We start from the raw sequence: 26,105 nt of genomic DNA, 5'->3' as shown, positions 1-26,105 counted from the left end.
AGGAGAGAAAGCCAATGGACGCAGCGTGGAAGGTCACTCTGATTCGAAAGAGCCGGGGAACGCGCATGCTGCTCGCCGCGATCCAGCTCCTCGAGCGCCCGCAGGACGGGATCCGGTATCTGGGCAATCGTTTCGATGGGAAGGGAACGCTCGCCTTGGGTCTGCCATGGATTTCCTACTCTTGCATCGATTGGCTCTCCAGGCGCCTTCGTCCGGGAATGAAGGTTTTCGAGTTTGGAGGCGGAGGATCGACCATCTTCTTTGCCGCCCACGGCTGCTTTGTCGTCACGGTCGAGAACTACCCAGAGTGGCAGGAGAAGATCACGGTACGGCTAGCCGCCATTTCTCACGAAGGCCGACCAAAACGGGAAGCAAAAAGCCTGCAAAAGAGCATAGGAAAGGCCGCCTTTCCCTGGTATAAAGTGCGTGAACGATACGTTATTACAACCAGGAAGGAAAGCGGCCTTCGATGACAGAGTGTAGCCAAGAGACTTTTGGATTTACAGCCCATTTTTCGCGTCGGGTGGAAGCGGGATTTACCGCGGGTCGGGTTTCGAGTGATGGGGGCGCGATCCTCTTACGAGAAGCGGATCGGAAGATCGGGTTGTTAAGACGGCTGGAGCGTTGCTTCCGGGATCGACGCCATCCGGGGCGCATTGTGCATCGGGTGCGGGAGATGCTAGCGCAGCGCATCTTCGGGATTGCGCTGGGCTACGAGGATCTCAATGACCACGAGCAGCTGCGTACCGATCCTTTGGTGGCTCTCCTAAGCGGTAAAAGGGATCTGGAAGCGGATCTGGCGGGCAAGAGTACGCTCAACCGCCTGGAACTGGTAGGTCGAAGCGAACGCTACCACAAGATCGACTACTCGGCCGAAGCGATCGACCGGCTGTTGGTCGATCTCTACCTTGAATCGCATCCCCAGGCTCCCAAGGAGGTGGTGCTCGATCTGGATGCGACCGACATCCCTCTTTACGGCCATCAGCCCGAGCGCTTCTTCCATGGCTATTATGATGCGTATTGTTATTTGCCGCTCTACATCTTCGCCGAAGATCAGCTCCTCGGCGTGCGGCTTCGGCCATCGAACCAGGATGCGGCGGAGGGATCCCTTGCCGAGATCATCCGGATCGTGGGACAACTCCGCACCCATTGGCCCGAGGTCAAGATCGTGCTCCGGGCCGACTCGGGCTTCTGCCGGGAAGAGATCATGGCCTGGTGCGAAGCCAATCAGGTCGACTTCCTCTTCGGCCTGATTCGCAACGAGCGCTTGTGCCGACCCATTGAGGCGTCGATGAAGCAGGCCCGTCGTCTGCACGAGTCCACGGGCAAACCGGCTCGCGTCTTTTCCGAGTTTGCCTATCGCACCTTGAGTAGCTGGTCGAGGGAGCGCCGAGTGGTCTCCATAGCTGAGTACTTGGAGAAAGGAAAGAATCCGCGCTTTGTCGTCACCTCTCTCTCCACCGAGGAGTGGCCCGCCCAGGCCCTCTACGAGAAGCTCTACTGCGCGCGCGGAGAGATGGAGAATCGGATCAAGGGTGCGCCGGCAAAACCGGCGAAGAGTAGGTGGTGCAAGTCCACTACACTGAAGAAATAGCGAATCACAGTGGCCCTGAGTCATGCGCCGTTGACCGTGAGGACAACGGTGAAGCGTTGACAAGGGTACGCACAGGCCAGCCATGGAGCCGCGAAAATGGTTTATGTTCCGAACGCTGACACGGTCTTTGACGTGGAAGGCAACACGGCCGGAGGCGATAACGCGAGCCTTCGATCGGTTCGGCGTGGTCTTTAGAACCTGGCATGTGCGCACGCTCTTCGTACGGGAACCGGGAGATCTTGGGCCTGACCGGCAAGCACTACCGGTCCGCATCGGGAAGGTGAGGAGCCAAAGCCGATGATGAACGGACCCAAGAAGTCTGACCTCGCCATAGTAGCTGAGAAGCCGACGAACAAGGCCGGGAAACCGGCGGCGGAGCCGGTGGAGCCAAGGGCGAGGACCGAGGGGAACACGCATCAGCAAAGCACGGACCGGACTCAGGGCCGGGTTCGCGTGTCACAGGCGCTGGAGCGTGTACGGCAAGTAGCAAAGGCGAGGAAGAAGGAACGGTTCACTGCGCTGCTCCACCATATCAGCGTCGATCTACTCCGTCAGTCGTTTTACGCACTCAAGCGCAACGCGGCTCCCGGAGTGGACGGGGTGAGATGGTCGGACTACGAGGCAAACCTGGAGAGCAATCTGCAAGGTCTGCATGATCGGGTTCGTCGGGGCGCGTACCGGGCACTGCCCAGCCGGAGGAAGTACATTCCAAAGCCGGATGGGCGGCAGCGGCCGTTGGGCATCGCGTCGTTGGAGGATAAGCTCCTCCAGCGGGCGGTGGTGGCGGTGCTGAATGCGATCTACGAGGAAGATTTCCTCGGGTTCTCGTATGGATTCCGGCCGAAGCGCAGTCAGCACGATGCGCTGGATGCTTTGGCAACCGGCATTCAACGACGGAAGGTGAACTGGATACTCGACGCAGATTATCGAAGCTTTTTCGACACGGTGAGTCATGAATGGCTTATTCGTTTCCTGGAGCATCGAATCGGCGACGAGCGCATCCTCCGTCTGATCCGCAAATGGCTGAAGGCGGGAGTACTGGAGGCGGAGGTTGTCACGGAGAGCGAAGCAGGCACGCCTCAGGGTGCGACGGTGTCGCCCCTGTTGGCCAACGTCTATTTGCATTACGTGTTCGATCTCTGGGCGCAACAGTGGCGGAAACGCCACGCCCGCGGGGACATGATCGTAGTGCGCTACGCCGATGATAGTGTCCTCGGCTTTGAGTATGAAGCCGATGCCCAGCGGTTTCTGGCGGAGATGGGGACGCGGTCGAAGGCATTCTCGCTGCAACTGCATCCGGACAAGACACGGATCATTCGGTTTGGCCGTTTTGCGGCTCTCAATCGAAAAGAACGTGGTCGGGGCAAACCGGAGACCTTCAACTTTCTCGGCTTTACCATGATCTGTGGCCAGAAGCGCACGGGTGGCTTCCAACTTCTGCGAAGAACCCGCCGCGACCGTCTGCAGCGCACGATACAGCGCGTGAAAGAGGAATTGCAGCGAAGGCGGCACCAGCCGATTCCTGATCAAGGAAAATGGCTGGCGCAGGTGGTCAGGGGCTTTTATGCATACCACGCAGTGCCGACGAACTATCCGGCGCTGCGGCTGTTTCGGGTTCGCATTGCACAGCTCTGGAAGCGCGCGTTGTCACGGCGTGGCCAGCGCGGTCAGTTGACCTGGAAGCAAATGCCCAAACTCGTTGATGCCTGGCTGCCACCACCGCGTATTCTGCATCCTTGGCCCGAGCGTCGCTTCGCCGTCAAGCACCCAAGGTGGGAGCCGTGTGCCTGAATCGGGCTTGCACGGATCTGTCCGGGGGGCGTTCCGCAAGGAGCGTCCCTACCGGGAAAACAGCTCTACCTCTTTGCCGAGCGCCTCTCGACCGCGCAAATGGCCAGCAATCAGCTTCGCCTCTACTTTTCGGCTTTGGCCTATGCCCTGGTCGAAGCGCTGCGACGGCTGGCTCTGCAAGGAACGGAGTGGGCCAACGCCCAGGTCGACACCCTCCGGCTCAAGCTCGTCAAGATCGGCACGCTGGTCCGTGTCAGCGTCCGACGCGTCCTCTTGTCGATGAGCAGCGCCTATCCTTGGAAGCACCTCTTCACCCACGTCTTCCAGATGCTGCGTTGCTGAGCATCCCTGAAAACCAGAGCGCTTCCCCCTGCAGTAGAGCCTCCCATCGGGCGGAGCCTTGTTCCCAAAGCGGATTTTTGCCCTTTACAGAGCTCGCATTAAGCCAAATCGAGCAAAAATCTTGCTCCATCCCCACTCACGAAGACCCTTTCCTCGCCGAACATCCTCGCAATCGACTCGGCCCTTCCTTTCTTGCGCGAAAGCTCGCGTTGGTGAGAAATGGCGGATAACGGCTCGGAGCCGGAGAAGCGAGCGCAGCTCCGCCGCGGCTTGCCGCAAGATGTGGAGCTCGTCGAGATTCCCGAAAACCGGGGATTTGGAGGAGCGCTCAATGTCCTGCTTCGGCGGTGGCTTGCGGAACCCTCCGAAGATGAGTTCTGCTTTTTGGCCTCGCATGATGTCATGCCTCGGAACGACTGCATGGAATTGCTCGCAGAGGCGATGCTCTCCGACGCGTCGATCGGGATCGCATGCCCAGATCAGGATGCGGAGAGTTCTCCGGTCTATCCTCACTTTTCTCCGGTTCGCGGGCCGAGGAGCATTCGCTGCCAAGCCGGCAAAAAGGGAGAGCAGAAGGACGTGGTCTTTGCGAACGCGACCCTCTTTGCGGTCCGAAGGCGCTGCATCCGAGATCTCGACCTGTTCTTCGACGAGCGTTTCTTCTGCTACGGGGAAGAGTACGACTTTGGATTGCGGGCGAGCCGTGCGGGGTGGCGCGTCGTCCTCGTCTGGGGGGCCACGGTGGACAACCCGGGCCGGGTAGCTCCTTCTCTGATCTATTCCTACCTGCATGGCCGAAACTCGCTCTTCCTGGCCCTGCGGTACGGCGGACCGATCGCAGCGGGGCTTCGGGCGTCGCTCTTCTTGCTGAACACGGTGCGTCTCCTTTGTATCGATACTAAGAACTATCGCGTTGGCGAGTTCGGGCTTGGGCGGGCGCGTGCGCTCATCGACTTCTTGCGGGGCCGGTATGGCCCACCCCCGGCCTCTCTCTCGCTACGGGGGCGAGCGGTAACGTGGCGTCCCTATCGGGAGGGGTAGGAGCCGCGCTGGGGCGGCTTGGCGAGCCAGGCCATGCATGGCGAAAGAAAGTGGGAGCACCAATGCGAATCGATCGTCATCTCTTGTTCCATATGCTGGGGTATCGGGCCGGGCTGTTGCACGGGGACACGCTGGTCTGGGACCGGTGGCGCTGGCTCTGCCGGCGGCTTCCTCGAACCGCCAACGGGGAACGGCTGCTCGATGTTGGTTGCGGAAGCGGAGCATTTACGATCGCCGCAAGCTTGCGCGGATACGAGGCGCTCGGGATGAGCTGGAGCAAGGCCGATTTGGACGCGGCGGCCGCCCGAGCCGATCTTTCGGGCGCGAAGAGGGCAAAGTTCCTGGTGTGGGATGCTCGGCTCCTCCACGAGCAGAAACCGTGGAAAGGCCATTTTGACGTCGTGCTCTGTCTAGAGGCGGTGGAGCACATTCTGGACGATGCCGCTCTCTTCCGGTCCATGGCGGCATGCCTGGTTCCGGGGGGTCGGCTCCTGCTGACGACCCCCAATTTTCTCTATCGGGCAATCAGCAGGGAGGACGATGGACCCTTTCAGCGGGAGGAGTTGGGTTGGCATGTGCGGAGGGGATATACCCCGACGATGTTGCGGGAGCTTTGCCGGGAGGCGGGCCTGTGGGTCGAGGAGATCTCTTACTGCAGCGGATGGTGTAGCCAGAAGGTGACGGCCCTGATGCGGAAGGTCGGCTCTCTCCATCCCTGGCTAGGGTGGGGAGTCGCTCTCCCGTTTCGGCCAGCGATCGCCCTTTGCGATCCGTGGATCAGCTCCTTGCTGCACTGGCCCCTTTTCAGCATCGGGCTGGTCGCCTACAAGCCGCGCTATCCGACTCCGGGCTCCCCGCCACCTCCTGGGCTTCCGGAGGATGGCGCTGCAGCCCCATCGGATGCGGCGTGATAGAAGAAGGAGCGGAGAGTCGCCGAAGCCGGGACGAGCAAGCATCATCGCTCTATTCGTTGGATCGGGAGGTGGTGCGAAGACGCTGCGGAAGAAGGCGGACCAAGCACGGAGTCAAAAGCCAATGAGCCTTGTCGTCACCACTCCCTATCGGGAGAATTCGATCCTTGCCATTGCGCGGGCCGCTGATGGGGAGAGCTCCCTCGAATGCTTCTACACCACTCTCTATTTCGCCGGAGCCCAGCCCTGGGCTTCCCGGCTCCCCGTCTTCGGTCGGAAAATCGGAGCGGAGTTGGGGAGGAGGGCCTTTCCGGGTATTTCGGCAAGCAGGATTCGGACCGTGGCAAGCCCGGAGGAGCTCCTGCATGTCCTCGCTCGACGGATGGTCGGCCGCAAGTTGCCGCCGGTATCCAATGCGATGATGTACTGGGTGAAAAAGCGATTTGCGCAGGGGGTAGCCTCTCGCCTGCCATGGCAAGCCGCCGATTGTCTGATTGGAATGTACGCGGCCAGTTGGGAGAGCTTCCGCGAGGCTCGCCGCCGCGGCCTGTTGTGCTGCCTCAATTTCGTGAATAGCCATCCAGCAGACCAGAATCGCTACTTGCGCGAGCTAGCGGGTCTGCGGGGCGCTGCCCATCAGGAGCTGGTTCCTCCATGGGTGGCTCGCCGGGTAGAGGCTGAGCTCGAGGCGGCAGACATGGTGCTTGTCCCATCCCGCTTCGTTGCCGAACAGCTTAGACGAAGAGGAGTTCCGGAGGAGGCGATCGAACAGATTCCCTATGGAGTCGATCTGTCCGCCTTCCATCCGATTGTCCGGAAGCCCGAAAGGGGCGATTCTTTCGTGCGCTGCCTCTATGTCGGCCAGATGGCGCACCGGAAAGGGATCCCTCTTCTGCTCCAAACCGCTCGCTCCCTGGTCGGGATGCCGATTCGGTTCCAGCTGCTGGGACCGGTCGTCAGCCCGGAGGTCCTGGAGAATCTACCGGAGAATGTCGAGTACGAGGGAGCCGGGCTGCCTGAGAGGGTGGCGGCGCAGATGCGTCAAGCCGATCTCTTCGTTCTGCCCACGTTAGAAGACGCCTGTGCCTTGGTGGTCTTGGAGGCGATGGCGAGTGGCCTGCCGGTGGTCACGACGACCCATGCCGGTTCGGGAGAGATCCTCGAGGGGGGCGTGGAAGGCTTCGTGGTGCCGGCAGGAGATCGAGCCGCCCTCCGGGAGGCATTGATCCATCTGGCAGAAGATCCTGGCCTCCGTCGGAGGATGGGGGAAGCGGCGAGAAAGAAGGTGGAGAAGGCCTATTCCTGGGAGACGTATGGCAGGCGGGTCTTGGATGCGCTCGCCAAGCGCAAGGAGCGGCCGCGCTCCGCAAGAAGCCGCGGCCCGATCGGAGCCGAACCAACCTCCTGAACGAAGATCTTGTGAGTCCCTATGCAAACGAGAATGGCCAAGGAGAGGAACGAAGCGCCCCCCTCGCTGACCCTTCTCTGGTGTCAAACCGGGGTTCTGGAAGAGGAGTGGATCCGCTTTCTTTTTTCGGGTTGGCGTCTCACCGAGCGGAGAATCCCCGATCTCGATCCGCTCGAGGAAAATTCGCTCCTGGTATTGAGCAGCAACGTGCATCCCTTGGATCGACTCGATCCCGCCTTTCTCCGAAAGGTCTCGAGCCTGCCTCGAATCGGGCTCTTCCATCTCTCCGATGAATGGTTTTGCGGTGGATACGAAGCCTATCGGCATTTTCGCTTTATCCTCCGGAACTATCATGCGCGCCTCTTTGCCCATCCGGGCATTTGCGTCGTCCCGCTAGGTTGGACCAATGGAACCCAAGAAAAGGAAGAGGCGGATCCCGCCAGTCGAAGGCGGTCGATCTGGACCTTTGCCGGAAACCGGAACTGGGCACGGCATCAGATGGTTGCCGAGCTTGTGCATGTGGTTCCGAACCAGGTCCGGCTGAGCCAACCCGGCGGCAGTCCCCCTCTCTCACGAGAAGAATATCTCAGCTGGCTTCGGGACGCCGCATTCTGCCCCTGCCCGATGGGCAATGTCGTCCTTGAGACCTTTCGGGTTTATGAGGCATTGGAAGCAGGATGTATCCCGATCGTCGAGCATCGGTTCGCTTTCGATTATTTTCGGTCGCTGCTTGGCGAAAACCCGCTGCCTTCGGTGAGGAGCTGGGGGGAGGGGGCGTCCTATATGCGCAGGCTCGCTTCCGATCCCGCGTCTCTCGACGCCTCTCAGAGGGAGATCCGCCAATGGTGGCGCTTCTACAAGGCAAAGCTGCAAAGGGAGGTGGGAGAGTTTGTCCTTCGGGGCTTAGCCGGAGAATGGGAGCGGTCGCTCGTCGAGAGGTGGCGTTTTCGCTCGGGGCTTGGCCACGACGTCCGTCGGAGAGTGGAGCTGCTGCGCCACCATTCCTTGGGCGCCGCCCTTGACCGGGCGAATCGCGGAGTCCGCGAACGCGGACTATCGATCCTTTGGCGAGGCGGGCCGCGATTCAAGGAGAAGGGCGAGCGCTAGGTGCTCAGCAGGGTGCTGGCCTGACATGGCGTAGGCGCACGCAATCGTGGTAGGAGAAAGGAGTGAAGAGGATCGAATGAGTCAATGGCCTCGTCAGCTTTCCCTGGATCGGGGAAGCCTCATGGAAAAGGTTTACCCCGAAAGTCTCTTTGGAGGGTTTACGGCCGTCGACGGGACGCTGGCCTTCTATCTTCGCATTCAGGCACTGCTCCCTTCTTGTCGGGAGATCGCTGATGTCGGCTGCGGAGTAGGGGAAGGCGCTCGCGACCCGGTAGAGGTGCGGAGGAAGCTTCGCATGCTGCGTGGCCCCTCCCGGCATGTGATCGGTCTGGATCTGGATCCGGCAGGAGCGGAAAACCCTCTGGTCGACGAGTTCCGGCGCATCGAGGGGCCGCGGTGGCCGCTCGAGGACGGGTCCGTCGATCTGCTCCTGGCCGACTGGGTGGTGGAGCATCTGGAGGAGCCGAGCCATTTCTTTGCAGAAAGCGCGCGGGTGCTGCGGCCGGAAGGCTTCCTCTGCCTGAGGACTCCCAACCTCTGGAGCTACTTTGGGCTCTGTTCGGCCCTGATTCCCAACCGTTGGCATAAGAGCATGCGCAATCAGGTTCAAGAACGGCCGGAGGGAAAGGAGATTTCCGCTTGGCGGACGTTCTATCGTTGCAACACGATTCCCGCCCTGCGGACGGCTTTGGCCCGGTCTGGATTCGAGGGACAGGTCCTGGGCCATAACGCGGAGCCCGCCTATCTCTCTTTTTCGCGCCTTGCCTATCGGATGGGGAGCTTCTATCAGCGATGGGCTCCCTCGTTTCTGGCCGTCACCTTGTTTGTCTTTGCGCAACGAAGGCCCGCTTCGGGGCCGCTGTCCCCGAAGTCAAGCTAAGGAGGAGATGGCGATGGACGAAGCGGCGTTTTCTCCGCCCACCACCGAGAAAATGGAAATGGCGTCGGTCGGACCGTGGCAACGGCTCGATCAATTCCGGCTCCCCCCCGGGTTCCGCGGCCGGCCCGGGTGGTTCGTGCAGCTCTGGTGGATTGTCCAGGCGACTCTCTTTCGGCTCTCTCCCCAATTTGCCTATCCCTGGCGAAGGCTGCTGTTGCGGCTGTTTGGAGCTCGGATCGGCAAACACGTGCGGATCCGTCCTACGGCGGAGATCGTCTATCCGTGGAAGACCGTTATTGGAGATTACTCCTGGATCGGAGATCAGGCGGTCCTCTATAGCCTCGGTCCCATCGAGATCGGCGCGCACTCGGTGGTGTCCCAGCGTTCCTATCTCTGTGCAGGGAGCCACGACCCGGAGCAGCCGGATTTTCCGATTTTCGGCAAGGCGATTCACCTCGAGGACGGAGTATGGTTGGCCACGGACGTCTTCGTTGCGCCCGGAGTGCGGATCGGCTCCGGCGCGGTGGTTGGAGCCCGAAGCAGCGTTTTTGCCGATTTACCTTCCGGATGGATCTGCTACGGGAACCCCGCGCGCCCCCGGCGCAGGCGGGAGCGGAGTGGCTGCGCGGGTGAGTCGGGGCCAAGAAGAGAAGCATCCGGAGGATAGACAGGCATCGGTTCGGGCTGGCCTGGGCGATGAGGGATCGAGAAGAATCCTCCGCCGCATCCCCTGATCAAGGGGGCTCAACACCGACGGGAAACGCGCCGCTCGCCTTTTTGGCGGGCCGCAGGCTCTTCCGAGATGCAAGCCTGAGAAGCGTCATGCATAGCGACGCGGAAAGGGGCAGTGGGCGAAGAGTGCGCTGCCTGCGCCCTCGGCTCCATGAGCGCGCGCTCCTGCGGTATGCCGTGTGGGGAGCGGGGCTGCTCTTGCTCTTGAGCGGGCGCCTTGCCGCTGCACCTGGGACGGGGATCCGGATCGAACCGCTCCCTCGCTTGGTCAATGTCGAGAGTTGGGAGGCTCCCAGCCCGACCAACGGGTTCGTTTACAACCAGGAACGAGGCCGTTTGCACCTCGTTTTCTCCTGCCGTCCAGGAAATATGCAGAGGCTGCTTTTGCAGCAGCCGCTCGAGATCCCTCGCTGGGCCAATACCCTGACCTTTTTGGGGATCAAGGACAATCCCCACGCAACCCAGCTCAAGCTTGACCTGCTGATCCGGGACGGCGCGGGGAGGGAATATCGCTTCTATACCGAGTCGATCGGCTCGGGCCAGGAAGGAATCTATCGGGGAAGTCGCTATACGACCTCATTCACTTCCGTGGGAGTCGTCCGATTTCGGGTCCCGGCGCTCGGCGATGTGGAAAAGGGCGGATATGCGTCGTCCATTCCGGGCAATCCCCCGCCCCATCCACCCTATACGCTGCTCGGACTCTATCTGGAAGGACACTATGAAGGCGTGGACCGGCCGACCAACCTTCTGTTCTGGGATTTTGCGGTCGCCCGGCTCGTCCCTTCCGAATCCGCATTTTACTATCAGCTGAATGATCAGGAAAGCTACGGAGAACTGGATCCCACCCCGTCGCTGACCCTGGCTGATTGCAGCGATTCGGCACGCATGCTTCAGGTTAGCTGGGAGGTTCGAGACGAGTATGCCGCGATGCCGATCCTCGCCGGCGGAGCCACCTATGATTTGGAGCCAGGAAAGGAGGGCCAAGGGGTGAATCTGGTCCAGTTGACCGAGCCGTTGAGGATTCCCGTTCGGAACCCGGGAACCTATTGGGTCCTGGTCCGTGCTCGAGAGTCCAACATCGAGAGCATTCTGCCCGACAAGATAGAAGAAAGGGAATATCGCCTCTTCATCCCCGGAAGGCCCGGGGAGAAGGCGGCACAGTGGCCGTTGTCTCGGCAGGTTCCCAATCAATACGTGAGGATCGGCTCTACGGCTCGCGATCATTCGTATCTCTACAGCCCGCAGGAACCCTTTCTCGTTCCGGTGGCCTTTTTTCGTCCTCCGGGCGAGTTCCTTTACAAGATCCGCGTTCGGCGCTACCCGTGGGGAGAGGAGCTTCGATCGATCGAGGTGCAACCCGCTTGGCAGGGGGAGGATCCGTTCGTCTATACGCTCGACCTTCGGACCTTGTCCCCCGGGCTCTACGAGATCGAAGCCGAGGTAGGGACGGGGATGCGTCCTTTCGATCGAGTGACCCGTCTCTTTGCGAAATTGGATGGCTCTTCAGGCCTGGCCGAGAGGTCCGAGCCGATTCCTGCCGAGGTCCCCTCGTTTCAAGAGGAGCTGGAGCGAAAGACACCGCTGCTCTCCGTTACGCCAATCTTCGACAGGACGGCCGACGTGCCCCATCGCTGGAAGAGTTTCGCCGACGCCGTGGCGAGCTTGCCGCCTCTCTTTCGCGCAATCGAATGGGTTGTCCCCTGGTCGGTTCTCGAACCCTATCCCGGAGTGTACGACTGGAGTGAGCTCGATCGCATCTTGAATCACGCTAAGGAAAAAAGAATCGGCATCTTCCTCTGGATTACCTTTGAAGCGGAAGCTCTGCCGGAATGGGTGCCTTCCGACTACGCGGAAGACAGGAATCACCAGATGTTCGGGATCACTCCGATCTATCTCTTCCACGGGGGACGACTCAATTACCTGGCTCCGCCGCTCAAGGAGCGAATCGTGGCCCTCTTTTCCCGGTTGGCTGCTCGATATCGCGCCTCTCCGGCGCTCCACGGCTATTTCGTCATGGATGAGACTTACGGCCGCGTGCCGGCCGGCTACGAACCGGAAACTCAGGCTGAGTTTCGGGAGGAATGTCAACGACGGTGGACGACGCTGGACGAGCTGAATCATCGCTGGCGGACCAAGTTCGCCCATTGGGAGGAGGTGGAAGCTCCTTCGCCGGCTTCTTCGGAGAGCTGGAAGGCGGACTGGTCGGACTTCTATTCCGCGCGTTTGGGCTCCTTTCACCAGAAGATCGTCGAAGCCATCCGCAAGGAGGATCCGAAGCGGCTGATCTTTGTCGAAGGATTCTATTCCTGGGAGGTGGAGCAGTGGATGCGAGACCACGGTTGCGCGATGGCCAACGGCGGGGCGCAGGATCCGGCTACCCTTGGGGGCGCCATGATGGAGCGGGCCGAGATCGGATTTGAGGAACGAAGCGAATCGGTTTCGATGGTCTGGGGCGATTATCCCACGCGGATCGATGACACGGTGTTCACTGCGGCTTTGGGCGGTGGAGCGAATTGCATCGGCCTGAGAACCTATCTCTGGCCGAAGGATCCGAATCATCCCGGGAGCTGGTACAACCCGCCGGCATCCCTCGATCGCCTGGAGCGGTTCGTTCCGATCCTGGGGGAGCTAAGAGCAACCGCTTCGATGCCTTATGACGCGTATCTCTTCTCTGAGAGTTTTCATAATTGCGATCCCGGGGATATGATGACCCTGGCGCAGTCCGCTCTGACCTTCGGTGTCGGCTCCCTACCCAAGGCTTGGCAAGGCAAGATGCTCTTTGTCATTCAGGCGGAGCAGGAACGGTTGCGAGAAAGACGCATTCAGGAGCTAGTGGACTATGCAAAAAACGGTGGGATTCTTGTTTTGTGCGCCGGGGCCGGCCGAAAGAGTCCGGATCGACCGGGAGAGGACTGGATTCTGCTCCGCGCGCTCGGCTTTCAGCCACCTGTCAATCCAGAAGTGCGCTATTATGCGAAAGCCAAGGCGGTTCCGGGGACCATCTTTCCCGCAGGCGCTGGTCCATTCGAGTTGCATACCTGCGGACAGGGGTATGCATCGCCGCCAGACGCCCAGGCTCTGGCGCGCTTTGTGGATGAGCCTGGAGAACCGGCGATAAGCTGGAGGCCATTCGGAAAGGGCAAGGTAGTGGTGATCTGGGCCTCCGCGATCGTCCCGCCCTTGGTGAGCGAAGGACATGGCACGGGAGATCCCTCCTATCCCTTCCTTCGCGACGTGGCTTCCTGGGGAGGGGTGCCTCTCTTTCTCGAAAGTACAAACGTTCATTTCTGGCCGAACCTCCTCAAGAGCAAGTCGAAGGAGATCTACTATTGCCTCGCGGGGCGGCTCATGTGGTTCGACAATGGAGAAAAGAGCGAAAGAGGGAATATTCGCCTTCCGCTGCTCCCGGAAGGGCGTTACCAGGTTTCGGAGCTCATTACCCGGTCCAACCGCGGCATCGTGAGCGCGGATTCCCTCAGGAAAGAGGGCTTGCCGGTAGCTCTCTTGCCCCGGGAGGTCGCGATCCTCCGGCTCGAACGGATAGAATGAATCCTGCTCCGCTGAATGGAGTGGGTAAGGAAAGCGGATTTTCCGTGAACGGATGGCAAGAAGTGGGGTTCTTGCCCTCCGTCTTCGATGGATTTTTGGGAGAGAGGAAGCCGTCAAGGACACTTCGGCTTCGTCGATCATCCTTGACGGCGGATGGCCAGGCCGGGCTCCCTGGTGGCTGCTTGCGGAATGGACGCAAACAAGCTTTTTGCTGCGGCGCTGCCACTGGGTTCGGAAGGGAAGGTGATCTTCCGTCCCTACCGACTTGAAACAGCGAAGAGGCAGCATGCGAGGCGGTTCGCCGAGCCTGCGCTTGCGCTAGGCGGGTATGTCGCCTTTCACGACGGCGGCCCCCGCATCCGTCGCTGGGCAATCAGACACCGAATGCTCCGGCTATGCGGATGAACGGGGAGGAAGGTCCAGCGTACCGATCATTTCAGTCGTTCTTGGGGAAACGCCCTGCTCCGCTCCGCTGCGCAGGGGATTCTGCCTGCGCATCAACAGGCCGTGCTGTGCGGCTACGAATGAAGTGATGGGCACAGCTTAGATTCGGAAGAAGCCGCTTTTGCCTTTGCAGTCAGCTTCAGCTTCGGAGGGAATAGTGTTCGACCGAATTACTTCTTCGTCAATAAAGCGATTGTGACGCGTTGAGGCAAGCGCATGGAATCAAGTATGCCAAATTGGAGAACATGGTGAATCCGCTATCGAATCTTCTCGGAAAGGCCCTAGGCTATGTGCCGCCCTGGGTAACCGCTTGGTTTCGATACGATAGATTCGGCTCCCGGCTCCTTCGGCCGGTCCTGGATCCGTTGCTGCCGGGGGGTCCATCCTGGGCGCGAGTGGCCTTCGGTCCGTGCCGGGGGAGGTGGCTCCTGTTGAACCTCAAAACGGAAAAGGGTTTTCTTACGGGCCGGCGGGAGGAGGAGTTCCAGGAGGCCCTCAGTCGCGCGATCCAGCCAGGAATGTCGTATTGGGATATCGGAGCGAATGTTGGTTTCTACACCCTCCTCGGGAGTCAGCGTGCTGGGCCCCGAGGGCAGGTCATCGCGATTGAGCCCGATCCGGAGAATGTCCGGCGCCTTCGGGCTGCGGTGGCGAGGAATCTCTTGGAAAATGTCCAAGTGGTGGAGACTGCCTTAAGCTCATGCGAAGGGACGATGGCGTTGGAGAGATCTGGTCCCATGAGCCACTTGCGCATGGGGCAGGAGAAATTGACGGCAGCCGAGACGATCCTGGTTGCCGTTTCTACGATGGAGAAGCTCGCGGAGCGTATCGGTGCTCCGGATGTGGTGAAGATGGATGTGGAAGGGGCGGAAATCGAAGTGTTCCGCGGAATGGGACCTCTCCTACGGGAGCGAAAGCCTCTCTTTCTTGTGGAATTTCACAGCGAAGAACTGCTCGCGGAGGCAAGAAAGCTTCTGCCGGACTACGAGTTCCACCCGATCGATCCGGGTGGGCATTGGCGACTGGAGCCAAGGAATCCCGGATCGGCTGAATCGAGTCCGGTGCCTCTAAAAACAGGATGCCCGAATCGGTAAGGCGCGTCTCCTGCTAAGACTAGCTTCAGAGGAGACCAGGGCGAGCTCGTGTGCGCCAGAGCGGACCCCGCTTCCTTTGAGCTCTTCCCTCTCAGGATCTTCTCTTCCCCGGCTCCGTTGTTTCCGGGGGAACCCTGCCTCTGGCTTCCTCAGTCGCCCTTATCGCCACGCGTTCGGCCATCCGATCGATGACGTCGTCCATTTCTTTCATGCGGCCGGGGAGGCCGAATTCCGCTGCGGGGCGACGATCCTGCCCGAAAGTCGGCGTTGCCGCACCATGAAGGAGATTCCTGAGAAAGACTTCCATGATCGCAACCGGCCTTTCAGAGCTGCACGGCCGCCAGAGCCTACGCGGCATCGCATCGGTCAATTTTGCTCCCGGATTGCCGCCATCGCTCGAATCCATGAGGCTCCCGTGGCCACTCGCAATGAGCGCGATTATGATGGCTGCGGGATTCTGATCATCGATCCGTCGGAAAAGAGGAAGGCGCGATGACCAGCAGCTTCGGCTCTACGGCGTCCACCCTGGAAGGCTTCGGGCCGGGGAATTCATGACGGCGAGGAGCGTATCGGGATGGCGGTTGTCGAGCCAGAGTTCTTCGAACGGTCTGCTTCCCGGAACATCGCGGAGATATTCGTCTGCGGGTCGAGCTCTACCGCGGCGACAGTCAGGCCGAGGTTCGCATCGATCCAGGAAAGATGGTGGACGAGGGAGGTCTTCTGCCTGGGGGATGCCTAGGTTCCCTCGAACCGGACCAATGAGACGCTGGCCCCGGGCAGACAGCGTAGAGCGTCCTTCGCCAAGAGGAGAGCCATCGCCATGATCGGGCGCCCGTCCTGAGTCAAGAGAGGGAGCGAGCGGAGCTCTGCTTTGGTGCTGTGATTGTTTTTGCGCCCCGGAGCGAAAATCCAAGAGAGGGGGAAGTTGGGCAAATCGCTTTCTATTTGAGCTAAAGGTACCTTTAGGATACAAACCTTGCCGGTTCATGAGCGGTGGAACCCACGAGAGCGCCTTCTCCTCCCTGGTAGAAGATCCATGCCGCCATTCCGACAGGCCCGAGCCAGTGACCTTTGCCTATGGAGCGCCGATCCGGCTGCCAGCACCACTCCCTCCGTTACCCTCTGGCCTTTGGGAAGGCCGGGGGCGACGACCGCTCACGATTCGGGAGGGAGAGCTCTGGGAGGGAGAGGAGCCGCTGGACCGTTCGGAGGGTCGATGCCAAGGACGGCGGATTCATTATGCGCGCTTTGCCGAAGAGGGGGATCCCCAGAGGATTCGCATGGCGGTGGAAGGTCGCGGCGTCTTTGATTGGGATGTGGCGTCGCAGCAGATCCGCTGGAGGATGCATCCAGAGCATCGTGGCGTTCTCCCCTACTGGCTGACCGAGCATGTTCTCCCGCTCTTCCTCTCCTCTGCTGGGGCATTTACCCTCCTCCATGCCGGCTGCATCGAGGTCGGGGGTCGCGGGGTCGCTTTCCTCGGTGGCAGCGGCGCCGGAAAGACGACCTTGACCGGCTTTGCGATGAGTCGCGGCCACCGCTTTGTTTGCGACGACAAGCTCCCGATCGTCTGTTCCCATGGGGAGTGGAACGGGTTGCCCGCCCATCCCTACCACCGGCCCGAGCGGCTGCCCGAATCCTTGGGCCGCCGGGTGGAAGACCCGGCTGGGGAACCCGTGCCGCTAGCGCTTTTCTGCCTGCTACGGCCAGTGCCCGGCTGGTCCGCACCCGCTATCCGCCTCTTACCATTGCCGGAAGCGTTGCTCCAGCTCTGTGCGCATCGGATCGCGCGCTTTCGCTGGCGCGATCGGCCAGACCTCGAGGGGCTTGGAAAGCTGTCCCGGGAGCTTCCGGTGGTCGGGCTCGATGTTCCCAGGGACCGGAGGAAGCTGGAAGCGGTCTTGGAGCTGCTCTACCGCCAGCTCGAGCTCGAAGCAACAGGAGCAAGATGAGCTTTGCCTGGAAGACCGTGGGCCTCATGTACACGCGGCGCTGCCCTCTGGCGTGTGGCCACTGCGTCACCCGCTCTTCTCCCGGGGACGAGGGAAAGATGGATCCCAAGGATGCGGCGCGCTACATCGGGGAGGCGGCACGGGTCAGCACGCAGCTCTGCTTCACCGGCGGGGAGCCGCTGCTCTACCCGGAGGAGATCCGGAGCCTGGTCGCCCTGGCAAGCAAACTCGGCTTGACTGTTTCGCTTGTGACCGGCTGCGGTTGGGCCAAAGACGAGGAGCGGATCGAGCCTGTGCTCTCGGAGCTGGCGGAGGCGGGCCTCCGGCAGCTGGTGATCAGCTGGGATCCCTTCCATGAGGTCTTCTTGCGGAGGGAGGCTGCGGTCCGAGTGGCCCAAACGGCGGCGAACCTGGGGCTTCGTCCGATCATCCGTTCCGCCTTCCGGGCCAGCGACTCTCCGGAGGCGCGCGCGGCATATTACGCGGAGTTTGCTGCTTCTGCCCAAGCGCACGAGGCGATGGAGGTCGTGCCGGTTGGACGGGCCGCCAGCCTGCCCGTGGAAAGCTTCGACTGGTCGAGCGGGCCCCCGGCGGGATTCTGCCCTTCGGTCGTCCTGCCGGTCGTCCGTTGGGATGGCACGGTCTATGCCTGCTGCGGTCCCTCGCTCGAGGCCGAGCCTGGCTCTCCCCTCATCCTGGGGAATGCGCTCGAGGAGCCGCTCGATCGGATCCTCGCTCGGGGAGCTTCCGATCCGGTGCTTCACGCGATCTACGCCATCGGCCCCCGGGCGATGGGGAAGCTGATTGAGGAAAACGACGAGCTCTCGTCGCAACGATTTGCGGGCATCTGTCAAGTTTGCCTGCGGCTCACCAACGATCCGTCGTTTGTGGCCAAAATCCGGAAGAGGCTTGCCGATCCGCAGATCCGCCTAGTGCTGGCGGCCCATTTGTTGGCGAGAAGGGCTGGCAAGCCCATGGGCGTGCGAGCGGAAGCGGCACGGATGGGGGCAGGGCAAGAGAGAGCAGCCGGCGCGAGCCTGTCTGGCTGCGCTAGAGGATGTGGATGAACCGACAAACAGGAGGAAACGAGATGAAGAACGAAAACGGAATGCCTGAACGCAATCAAAAGGCAGGGGAGAAACGCCGGAAGCCCTACGAGGCGCCAAAGCTGATTGTCCATGGCTCGGTCGAAGAGCTCACAAAGAATAGCGGCGTCTTGCTCACCGATACGCTTCTGACAGGAAGCATCGTCTCGACGGCTACTGTCCTTGGCTAAGGCCCGGCGGTCTGTGGTCGCTTGGGAAGAGAGTTCCGAAGAGGTGCCCGAGTGAGCTTTGCTCAGGGCGATCGCGTTGAAAGAGCTAGCGAAGCGGTCTCGATCATGGTCGAGAAGTCGGTGGTGATCCTCCATACGGAGGAGGGAATCTACTACCAGCTTGATGGCGTGGGGACCCGGGTTTGGGAGCTGCTGGCCGAGCCGATCTCCCTCGAGGCGCTGGTAACGGCGCTGGTCGGGGAGTTTGAGGTGGAGGAGGACCGCTGCTCGGCGGATGCCGAGGCTCTGCTCCAAGAGTTGCTGGAACGGCGCATGGTGCGACGGGTCGGGGCCACGCGGTAGCTCCGATGGCCGCGATCGGAGGTATCTGGTCCCCCGGCGGGGGAGCCTTCGAATCGGCCCTGCTCCCGATGGCGGAAGCCCTCGCCCACCGCGGAAAGGGGGGGAGGCGCTTTTTCACCTCGGAGGGGCTTGGCCTTTTCGAAGAGGGCGCGCCCCCAGGCGCCTCGGGCGTGGGCCCGAGGTCTCCCCAGCCGGAAGCGCCCGTAGTCTTCGATGGCCGTATCGATAACCAGGAGGAGCTGCGGGCAGAGCTCGATCTTCCGCCGGAAGCCTCGGTCGAGCTGCTGGTGGCGGAGGCGTATGCGCGCTGGCAGCGCGGCTGCGCTGGGCGCCTCCGGGGAGAATTTGCCTTCGCGCTCTGGGATGCGCGGAGGGAAACCCTTTACTTGGCCCGCGATCGCTTCGGCGTTCGACCGCTCTGCTACTTCTGGAAGCCTGGAGGCGGCGGCTTCTTTGCCTTTGCCTCGGAGATCAAGGGGCTCTTTGCCGTCCCTGGGGTTCTTCGTCGGCCGAGGGAGTCGGCGATCGTCGACTTCGTGGCCGGAATGGCGGCGGAGGCCTCGGGAACGCCCTATGAGCGGATTTTTCGGCTCCCGCCGGCGCACTGGATGGAGGTCGACCGAGAGGGAGTCCGGAGCCAACGATACTGGACGCTTGGCCCTGCAACCATCGGGGAGGCGAACGATCGGGAGATGGCGGAGGAGCTCTACCGGAGGCTCTCTCGGGCGGTTGCGCGCCGACTCCGGCCCGGAGGGCGCGCCGGGGTTCTCCTGAGTGGCGGGATCGATTCCTCCTCGATTACGGGGCTGCTTGCGGAGCAGTTGGCGGATGGGAGAGGGCCGGAGGTGATTGCCGCGGTCTTTCCGACGATCCCGGAATGCGACGAGAGCGCCTTTCTCGAGGAGGTGGTCGCCCATCATGGCCTGCGGTGCCATCGGGTTCGGGCGGATTTGCTCGATCCGCTCGGGGAGATCGAGCAGTGGCTCTATCGGCAGGACGGGCTTGTCCTCGGCTACAACCTCTTTCTCAACGTGGCTCTCTATCGGGAGGCAGCGGCCGCGGGAGTGGAGCTCATCTTTGACGGGTTCGATGGGGACACGGTCGTCTCTCACGGAGTGGAGCGGCTCGCCGAGCTCGCTCGGGGGGGAAGATGGCGGACTCTCTCCCGGGAGGCGCGGCTCTTGGCTGCCGGACACGGCTTTTCGGCGGCGGATGTCTGGAGGGCACACGTGCTCCGGCCCGCGCTGCCGGCATGGGCACGCCAAGCATGGTTCCGGATTCGGCAAGCGGGGGGAGAGGGGCTCCCCTCGCTGCTGAACCGGGGGCTGGCCCAAAAGCACCATCTTGCCGATCGGATCTTTGCCGCGCGGCGCTTGCAGCTTGCGGTGGGAGGATCGGTTCAGCGGATGCACCGCCATCGCCTGGAGGCGGCGGTCCTCTCGACGATCTTTGAAGGGCTCGACAAGGAGGCTGCCTGGTGGGGGATCGAGCCGGCCCACCCCTTCTTCGATCCCGAGGTGGTCGAATGGTGCCTGGGGCTGCCGAGCGCCCAGAAGCTCCGGGATGGGCTGACCCGCCATGTGTTGCGCGAAGCGGTGCGGGGGATCGTGCCCGAGAAGGTCCGGCTGCGCCGGGACAAGAGCGATCAGAGCCAGGCCTTGACGCTCCTGCTCCACCGGCATGACCAGGTGCAGCTCCAGGGCCTATGGAAGGAGGACAAGCCTCTGCTGGAACCGTATTGGGAATGGGCAGAGCTCGAGAAGGCCTGGCATCGCTACCAGGGCTCCCCGAACCCGGCAGATTGCATGACGCTCTGGCGGGCCAAGGTTCTCGCTCTCTGGCTCCGGGGACTCGAATCGGGCAAGGGCTGGATGGAGCGGCCTCCGCGTCCCAAGCGGGGAACGGGCTAAGGCTCTGCTCGGGGAGGGAAGAGCCGGCGCAGCGGCTTGGTCTCTCCGGGAGGTGCTGAGGAAGAGTAGTTCGCGCGAAGCGCTCTCTCCCGGACAGGCCCCCAGAGTCGGAGAACCTACGTGAGCGTCTCGGGAGGGTGCGCAGAACCGATCCTGTCGATCTTTTGGAACCGCCCCTGCGGCATCGGATCGAGAATCACGCGTCCGCCGCTTTCGAGCCAGGCATGCGCCTCAAGCTCCGCTCCGTGTTGGCGGACTCCGATGACGAGCTGGCTCGGGGTACCGGAGAGGGCGAGGAGGAGGTGACCCGCCGCCGCCTGAATGAGGCAGCTCGACCAGGGGAGGCGCCGGGAGAGAGCTTCGATGGCCCAGCAGAGGGGAAGGGGAGGGAGAAGGCCCGCTGGAGAAACCCGGGCGAGAAGGCTTCGGAAGCGGGAGAACGGCAGCCGACGGAGCCCGATGCGGACCGTCCAAAGAGAGGGATAGGCGAGAGCGAGGGCTGCCAGCTTCCGGGGACCTAGGTGGAGGAGGCGGACCCAGGTCGATCTTGCAAGGATGAGCGGGAGGATGTGTCCCGTCGGCGTGGCCGCTTGCCGGGAGAGGGGTCCGCAGGAGCCTCCCGTATCGTATCGAGCCGTGGTCGCGGGATCTCCGGAGGGGGCTGGAGAAGGACGATTCGCAGAAAGAGTGGTTATGCGATCCATGGAGAGAGGGTCGTTCTAAAACATGCACTCGAATGGCAAACCTCTTGTCGTCGAGCGCATGCCGTTGTATGGGGCGCAATTGTAAGGGCGAGGAAGGACGAGGGAAAGGAGAAGAGGAATGGTTTTTGGGATCCGATGGCCGTGCGGGTCTGTGGAGCCGGAAAGCGGTTGATTCCTGGCTCCGGGGATGGGCAGGGGGCTGCCATGACGGACGTGGAAGAACTGATCTGCGCGATCTTGCGCGGGGAAAACCCCCAGTGGCCATCTCGGGAGCGGGAGGAGTTCGCGAGCCGTTTTCTGGAGCGGAGCGCCTACCACGGCGTTCAGGCGCTGGTGCACCACCGGCTGCAGGAGACCGGATCTGGGGGTGGTGGGTGGGGCATGCCGCGAGCCGTTTCCGAGGCCTGCCGGAATCAGGCCTTCGCGCAAGCGATGTGGGAACTGCGGCACCGATGGCTTTTGCAGCAAGCGCTGGGACGACTGTCAAAGATCGGAGCAAGGCCCGTTCTTTTTAAAGGCACGGCGTTGGCCTACTCCCTCTACCCCGCGCCCTTCTTGCGCACGCGGGGCGATACCGATTTGGTCATTCCTCCCGATCAGCGGGATCGGGCAATCCGGGAGCTCGGATCCTTGGGGCTCATCCGCCAGCCCAACGTGAGCGGGGAGTTTATCACCTATGAGGCGGGATTTGAGTGGATCGATTCGGTTTCCCATCAGGAGCATGTCCTTGATCTGCACTGGCGGATCAGCAATTCCGAGTTCCTGTCGCATCTCTTGTCGTATGAGGAAGTCTGCGCTGAAACCGAGACTCTCCCGGGCTTGAGCACGGAGGCGATCGCCGTCCGGCCGGTCTATGCGCTTCTCCTCGCCTGTCTCCATCCGGCCGTTCATCAGCAGGTGCCCTATTACGTGGATGGCGTGCGCCACTATGGCGGCGATCGGTTGATCTGGTTCTACGACATCCATTGTCTCCTGGGAAAACTCTCAGCTTCGGAGTGCCGGGAATTCGCGGAGCTTGCGGAACGGAAGGGGTTGCGCATGACCTGCCGGGAGAGCGTCGAGCGGGCCCGCACGCTCTTCGGCACCCTCCTGCCGGAATCCGCCGATCGGGCGCTGTCCCTGCCGGGGTCTCCGGGACGCGCCGATCGCTATCTCCAGGCGTCCGCCTCCTGCCGGTTCCGGGCCGATTTCCAGGCGATCGCCGGCATGCGAAACAAGCTCCAGTTCCTGGTGGAGCTCTGTTTTCCTCCTGAGCCCTACATGCGGTGGAAGTATGCGGGAGCCAAACCGCGCTGGCTGCCTTGGCTCTATTTGCGACGGGCGGGAGCGCGGCTGCGGCGCATCTTCGGGATTACGCCGGGGAGGAGCTCCAGGAACAGGAGCCACTGCGCACCGATCCGCTGATGGCTCACCTGAGCCACAAAAGGGATCGGGAAGAGGATCTGACGGGCACAGATCCGCGTAAGCCGCCTGGAACGGCTGGGTCTTCGCCTTGCGCGACTACAAGATCAACGGCGCGACCGAAGCGATCGACCGGTTGCTGGTCGATCTCTCCCGTGCCTCGCATCCCCAACCGCCCAAGGCGGTGGTGCTCGGGCTGGATGCCACCGACATCCCTCTTTATGGACAAGAGGTGGCGCGCTTCCACCCCCAGTTTGCCGATCGCACCTTGAGCCGCTGGTCGAGGGAGCCCGAGGTGGTCTCCCAAGCCGAGGCCTGGGAAAAAGGAGAGAATCCGCCCATTGTCCTGGCCCCTCTCTCCACAACCCACCTCTTCCATCGCGGGAAGCCTTGCTCCCAAAGCGGACCTTTTGCCCTTTCCAGAGCACGCATGCAGCCAAATCGAGCAGAAATCTTGCTCCATGCCCGCTCACGAAGAGCGCTTCGCAGGCGCAAATCCTCCCAATCGACTCGGGCCACCTCTCAGGTGCGCGAAACCCCGCGATGGGGACAAATCGCGGCCGAAGAATCCGCAAAAAGGGGACCGAGGCGAGGGCATTCGCCGCGGATTCCCGCCCCAAAAGTCCCTTGTGTAATTCCTATATGGAGTTACGATTGCCAAAAAATGTGTCTAAGGATCCATCGGCAACGGATTCTGCTCCGAGGGAGCGGCACGCAGCGCAGGGGCGGGCCTTTCCGGGGAGCCGCAGGCTCCGTTAAGAGAAAAACCGTTGACAGCGCCTCGGGGTCTTTCCTATACGCTACCTCATTTTCGCTCTTGCACGACGCGGAGCTATTCTCGGCATGCTTCCGGACGATGGGTGGGAAACCTATGATCGGCGTCATCACAGAGACTGTTCGCCGTGCCCCTCCACGTAGCCCATACCGCCGGCTTGATCTGCGGCGTTGCTCGATGGCCGGGGTAGGGAACCTAAAGCATGGCTGTGGCTGAATCCGAAAATGGCTCCGTGGCGGAGCAAGGGCGCGGCGGGACCGGGGTCATCTTGATCGTCGAAGCGCAAGCCGAGCGGGCTCGGGTGATGCAGCGAGCGCTTCAAAGGCACGGATACCGCTGCGTGGTCATGCGGACGACCGAAGAGGCGTTCTTCTGCTTGGCGACCGAGGCGATCTCGGTGGTCATCATCGGGTCCGAGGTGGTGAGCCGCAGCGGGAAGAAGCTGCTCGAGGTGCTCCAGGGCCGGTTCCGACACGTGGCAAAATTGGCCCTGGGACCTCGGGATTGCTCCGCGCATGCGGTGACGGCGCTGGCGGCCGGAGCCGACGATGTGGCTTCGCTCGATTTGCCGGAGGACGAGCTCCTCGCGCGCGTCGCAGCCCTCCTGCGGAGGAATGCGGAAACGACGGCGCTGCGCAAGTGCATCGGTGACCTCACGATCGACATCGGGATGCACCGGGTCTGGCTTGGGTCGCGGGAGATCTCCCTGACGACGAAGGAATTCGAGCTGTTGCTCTATCTCATCCAGCATGTCAACGAGGTGGTGACCCCGGAGATGCTCGCGCGCGATGTCTGGAGAGAGCCCAACCGGATCACCCCCCTGCAGTCCGTGATCTACGTCCATCTCTCGAACCTGCGTCGGAAGCTGAAGCAGAACGAGCAAATCAATCCGATTCGAACCATTCGGGGCGTCGGTTACCAGCTCGGCGATTCCCTCTTTCTGCTTCCGCGCGAGTGAGGGGGTCACGTCGAGGAGTGGAGCCATGCGATTGTCCCAAGGGCTTCGACGGGGCAAGGGCTGAGGGGAAGTTGCTGCATTTGACGGTGGCCATGTCGGGCTCCGGGATTAAAGAAAGATTTGGCGAATATAGGAAAGAAGCGGTATCCATTCCTGAGAGCGCAGAGCGGTCGCCACAAGCCCGAAGGGTAGCGGGGGGGAGATTCAAGAGATGGAAAGGCCGGAAAATCGAGTTGCCATGCCCTCCCCCACCCCGCAGGAGCCGGGTCAGGGAGGCACAGTTCGGCTGCAGGGCGTCTTGCAAGAGTCCCAGGACGTTTCTCTCCCGGCCGCCCATGGGGGATCCACGCCGGAGGCTCCCTTTGCGCATCAGGGCGAGCGATGGACGATCCCATCCTCGCGGTTGCGGGTTCCGGGCATGGGGCGAGATGTCGGAGCCTTGCGGCGAGCGGCGACTTCTCCGGTGCGGCGCTCGGGCCGGTCCTTGGAGCTGCTCTTGACCAAGAAGGAGCTGGGGGAGCTGCTCGAACTCGACTATGCGTTGGCCTGCCTTCGGGATCCCGCTGAATTTCCGGAGCTTCTCGCCCGCGTCGCCAAGCTCATTCCCGCGACGAGCATCCTCGCGGTAGCTAGCTATTTTGATCCGGCTCGCCAAGAGGCGCGATTGGCGACGAGCGCCGTGCATGACTATCCCGAGGAGTGGCTGCGCCGATACTTTTGCAATGGGTATGTGAGGCTCGATCCCATTGTTCAGAGGTATGCGGCAACCTTCCAAATGGTAGCTTGGTCTCCGGTGCTCCGGGAGGCTCAGAGCAGGCAAGCTAGTGCGTTCACCCGCGAAGCGAAGGACTTTGGAATGGCGTATGGCTTGACCTGCGGTATTCGTGATGCGAAGTCTTGCCAAGCAACGCTTTTTTCGGTGTCGGGAAGGGAGCTCGAAAGCGAGATCCGTCACCGCTCCGTATTCCAGCATCTCATCCCCCATCTCAATGGGGCGATCATTCGGGTGAGCGGGATTCCCGCCAACCCGGCCCGGATCGATGCGCTCTCGCTCCGGGAGCTCGAGGTGATGCGCTGGATGAAGGAGGGGAAGAGCAACTGGGAGGTGAGCCGGATCCTTCGCGTCAGCGAGGCGACGGTCAAGTTCCATGTGAAGAACATCCTGGCCAAGCTGCAGGCCTCCAACCGTTCTCATGCCATTGCGCTCGCGATGGAGCACCGCGCGCTCTGATTCGGGGCCGCGTTCAACCACGCCTCCAATTGCGGGCGCTTTGTGCGCGCCTCCGAGGCAAAATGATCCATATCGAAGATCGCGGCCAGCGACTCGACGTTCGCCGGGGGCAGCCGGTGGAGGGGACCGATGCGGCGGCAGGGGAAACCCGCTAGCTGGATGGCGCGGAAGAAGTATTTCTCGACGACCAGGTAGGCATATCGAACTTTGTTGAGATGGCACCACTGGTAGAGGCCCTTGTAGAGCAAGAGGGAGAGCCTCTGGGAAAGCCCGCGTGTTTGTGCTGCCGAGGGATCGACCGCGAACCGGGTCAGCTCGATCGTGTCAGGAGACTTGCGGACGGAATGCTCGGGAGCGAGCAGCGGGGCAAAATCGCTTTCCAGCATGAAGGGCCGGGTCGGCGGCAGGATGCGGACCATGGCGCGAAGCTGTCCCGACTCCTCGAAGACGCCGAGGAGGGTCGCCCCATCGTCATATTGGTCCCGGTCGATCCCTGGCGCGGAAGGAGAGATCCAACGGAGCGCGCGGCAGAAGATGCGATAGCGAAACCGGTAGGCGAGCTCCCTTTCCTTCTCGCTGGTGAGGGTTCGAAGGCAGAACTCTTGCTCATGCAGATGAACGGGTTGGTAGTGCATGGCGAGAGCATGGGGAGAAGCAGCGGGC

22 protein-coding genes are annotated in these 26,105 nt (G+C 61.9%); 20 read left to right on the top strand and 2 right to left on the bottom strand.

The genetic code is table 11. The features are described from left to right. Window positions 1-14: 14 nt before the first annotated feature. From MacB4_RS04255 to MacB4_RS04175, 17 genes are all read left to right on the top strand, one after another. Entirely contained in the window at window positions 15-473 is a 459-nt protein-coding gene (locus MacB4_RS04255) for a hypothetical protein (RefSeq protein WP_206864591.1), read from the top strand. After that, window positions 470-1,594: an IS1380 family transposase gene (locus MacB4_RS04250; RefSeq protein WP_242529327.1), complete on the top strand. Its 1,125-nt coding sequence runs from the start codon at window positions 470-472 to the stop codon at window positions 1,592-1,594. The genes MacB4_RS04255 and MacB4_RS04250 overlap by 4 nt, the downstream gene beginning before the upstream one ends. 297 nt (window positions 1,595-1,891) lie before the next feature. Then, window positions 1,892-3,385, top strand: coding sequence for a group II intron reverse transcriptase/maturase (ltrA, locus tag MacB4_RS04245; protein ID WP_206863265.1), 1,494 nt, complete (start codon window positions 1,892-1,894; stop codon window positions 3,383-3,385). After that, a complete protein-coding gene (locus MacB4_RS04240; protein ID WP_370569417.1) occupies window positions 3,386-3,727 on the top strand; it encodes a transposase in 342 nt (113 codons plus the stop codon). Between the two features lie 219 nt (window positions 3,728-3,946). Then, complete coding sequence (locus MacB4_RS04235; protein WP_206864590.1) at window positions 3,947-4,768, top strand: glycosyltransferase family 2 protein; 822 nt, start codon at window positions 3,947-3,949, stop codon at window positions 4,766-4,768. 62 nt (window positions 4,769-4,830) lie between these two features. Then, entirely contained in the window at window positions 4,831-5,679 is an 849-nt protein-coding gene (locus MacB4_RS04230; protein WP_206864589.1) for a bifunctional 2-polyprenyl-6-hydroxyphenol methylase/3-demethylubiquinol 3-O-methyltransferase UbiG, read from the top strand. A gap of 124 nt (window positions 5,680-5,803) precedes the next feature. Beyond that, window positions 5,804-7,087 carry a glycosyltransferase family 4 protein gene (locus MacB4_RS04225; RefSeq protein ID WP_206864588.1) on the top strand — a complete coding sequence of 428 codons (1,284 nt, stop codon included), beginning with the start codon at window positions 5,804-5,806 and terminating at the stop codon, window positions 7,085-7,087. A gap of 21 nt (window positions 7,088-7,108) precedes the next feature. Further along, window positions 7,109-8,194, top strand: coding sequence for an exostosin family protein (locus MacB4_RS04220; RefSeq protein WP_206864587.1), 1,086 nt, complete (start codon window positions 7,109-7,111; stop codon window positions 8,192-8,194). Window positions 8,195-8,315: 121 nt separating this feature from the next. Then, a complete protein-coding gene (locus MacB4_RS04215; RefSeq protein ID WP_206864586.1) occupies window positions 8,316-9,074 on the top strand; it encodes a class I SAM-dependent methyltransferase in 759 nt (252 codons plus the stop codon). 58 nt (window positions 9,075-9,132) lie between these two features. Next, window positions 9,133-9,741 (top strand): putative colanic acid biosynthesis acetyltransferase, encoded by a 609-nt coding sequence (locus MacB4_RS04210; protein ID WP_206864937.1) that lies wholly within the window; start codon window positions 9,133-9,135, stop codon window positions 9,739-9,741. A 155-nt stretch (window positions 9,742-9,896) separates the two neighbouring features. Continuing rightward, window positions 9,897-13,355 carry a beta-galactosidase gene (locus MacB4_RS04205; RefSeq protein WP_206864585.1) on the top strand — a complete coding sequence of 1,153 codons (3,459 nt, stop codon included), beginning with the start codon at window positions 9,897-9,899 and terminating at the stop codon, window positions 13,353-13,355. A gap of 875 nt (window positions 13,356-14,230) precedes the next feature. Continuing rightward, window positions 14,231-14,893 (top strand): FkbM family methyltransferase, encoded by a 663-nt coding sequence (locus tag MacB4_RS04200; protein WP_242529326.1) that lies wholly within the window; start codon window positions 14,231-14,233, stop codon window positions 14,891-14,893. Window positions 14,894-15,879: 986 nt separating this feature from the next. Further along, the gene (locus MacB4_RS04195) at window positions 15,880-16,845 is read left to right on the top strand and encodes a hypothetical protein (protein WP_206864584.1); all 966 of its coding nucleotides are present in this window, start codon (window positions 15,880-15,882) and stop codon (window positions 16,843-16,845) included. Next, window positions 16,842-17,912, top strand: a complete 1,071-nt coding sequence (locus MacB4_RS04190; RefSeq protein ID WP_206864583.1) for a radical SAM protein — start codon at window positions 16,842-16,844, stop codon at window positions 17,910-17,912. Before MacB4_RS04195 ends, MacB4_RS04190 begins: the two co-directional genes overlap by 4 nt. A gap of 23 nt (window positions 17,913-17,935) precedes the next feature. Next, window positions 17,936-18,121, top strand: coding sequence for a lasso RiPP family leader peptide-containing protein (locus tag MacB4_RS04185; RefSeq protein WP_206864582.1), 186 nt, complete (start codon window positions 17,936-17,938; stop codon window positions 18,119-18,121). A 105-nt stretch (window positions 18,122-18,226) separates the two neighbouring features. Next, window positions 18,227-18,463: a PqqD family protein gene (locus MacB4_RS04180; protein WP_206864581.1), complete on the top strand. Its 237-nt coding sequence runs from the start codon at window positions 18,227-18,229 to the stop codon at window positions 18,461-18,463. 5 nt (window positions 18,464-18,468) lie between these two features. Then, a complete protein-coding gene (locus tag MacB4_RS04175) occupies window positions 18,469-20,373 on the top strand; it encodes an asparagine synthetase B (protein WP_206864580.1) in 1,905 nt (634 codons plus the stop codon). A 116-nt stretch (window positions 20,374-20,489) separates the two neighbouring features. Here the strand turns inward: MacB4_RS04175 and MacB4_RS04170 are convergent, their stop codons facing one another. Continuing rightward, window positions 20,490-21,077 (bottom strand): lasso peptide biosynthesis B2 protein, encoded by a 588-nt coding sequence (locus MacB4_RS04170; protein WP_206864579.1) that lies wholly within the window; start codon window positions 21,075-21,077, stop codon window positions 20,490-20,492. Window positions 21,078-21,212: 135 nt separating this feature from the next. Here MacB4_RS04170 and MacB4_RS04165 point away from each other — a divergent pair, with 135 nt between their 5' ends. The 3 genes from MacB4_RS04165 to MacB4_RS04155 all read left to right on the top strand — a co-directional run bounded on the left by MacB4_RS04165 (window position 21,213) and on the right by MacB4_RS04155 (window position 25,442). Then, window positions 21,213-22,481 (top strand): nucleotidyltransferase family protein, encoded by a 1,269-nt coding sequence (locus tag MacB4_RS04165; protein WP_206864578.1) that lies wholly within the window; start codon window positions 21,213-21,215, stop codon window positions 22,479-22,481. Window positions 22,482-23,455: 974 nt separating this feature from the next. Next, window positions 23,456-24,211 (top strand): response regulator transcription factor, encoded by a 756-nt coding sequence (locus MacB4_RS04160; protein WP_206864577.1) that lies wholly within the window; start codon window positions 23,456-23,458, stop codon window positions 24,209-24,211. Window positions 24,212-24,449: 238 nt separating this feature from the next. Beyond that, the gene (locus tag MacB4_RS04155; RefSeq protein ID WP_206864576.1) at window positions 24,450-25,442 is read left to right on the top strand and encodes an autoinducer binding domain-containing protein; all 993 of its coding nucleotides are present in this window, start codon (window positions 24,450-24,452) and stop codon (window positions 25,440-25,442) included. Here the strand turns inward: MacB4_RS04155 and MacB4_RS04150 are convergent. After that, a complete protein-coding gene (locus MacB4_RS04150; RefSeq protein WP_206864575.1) occupies window positions 25,403-26,077 on the bottom strand; it encodes an acyl-homoserine-lactone synthase in 675 nt (224 codons plus the stop codon). The two genes, MacB4_RS04155 and MacB4_RS04150, sit on opposite strands and share 40 nt — an antisense overlap. Between the last annotated feature and the right edge of the window lie 28 nt (window positions 26,078-26,105).

Source organism: Methylacidimicrobium sp. B4 (genome assembly GCF_017310545.1).
Classification (GTDB): Bacteria; Verrucomicrobiota; Verrucomicrobiia; order Methylacidiphilales; family Methylacidiphilaceae; genus Methylacidimicrobium.
Note: the sequence above shows the minus strand (reverse complement) of the source record. Positions and strands in the feature narration are given on the sequence as shown.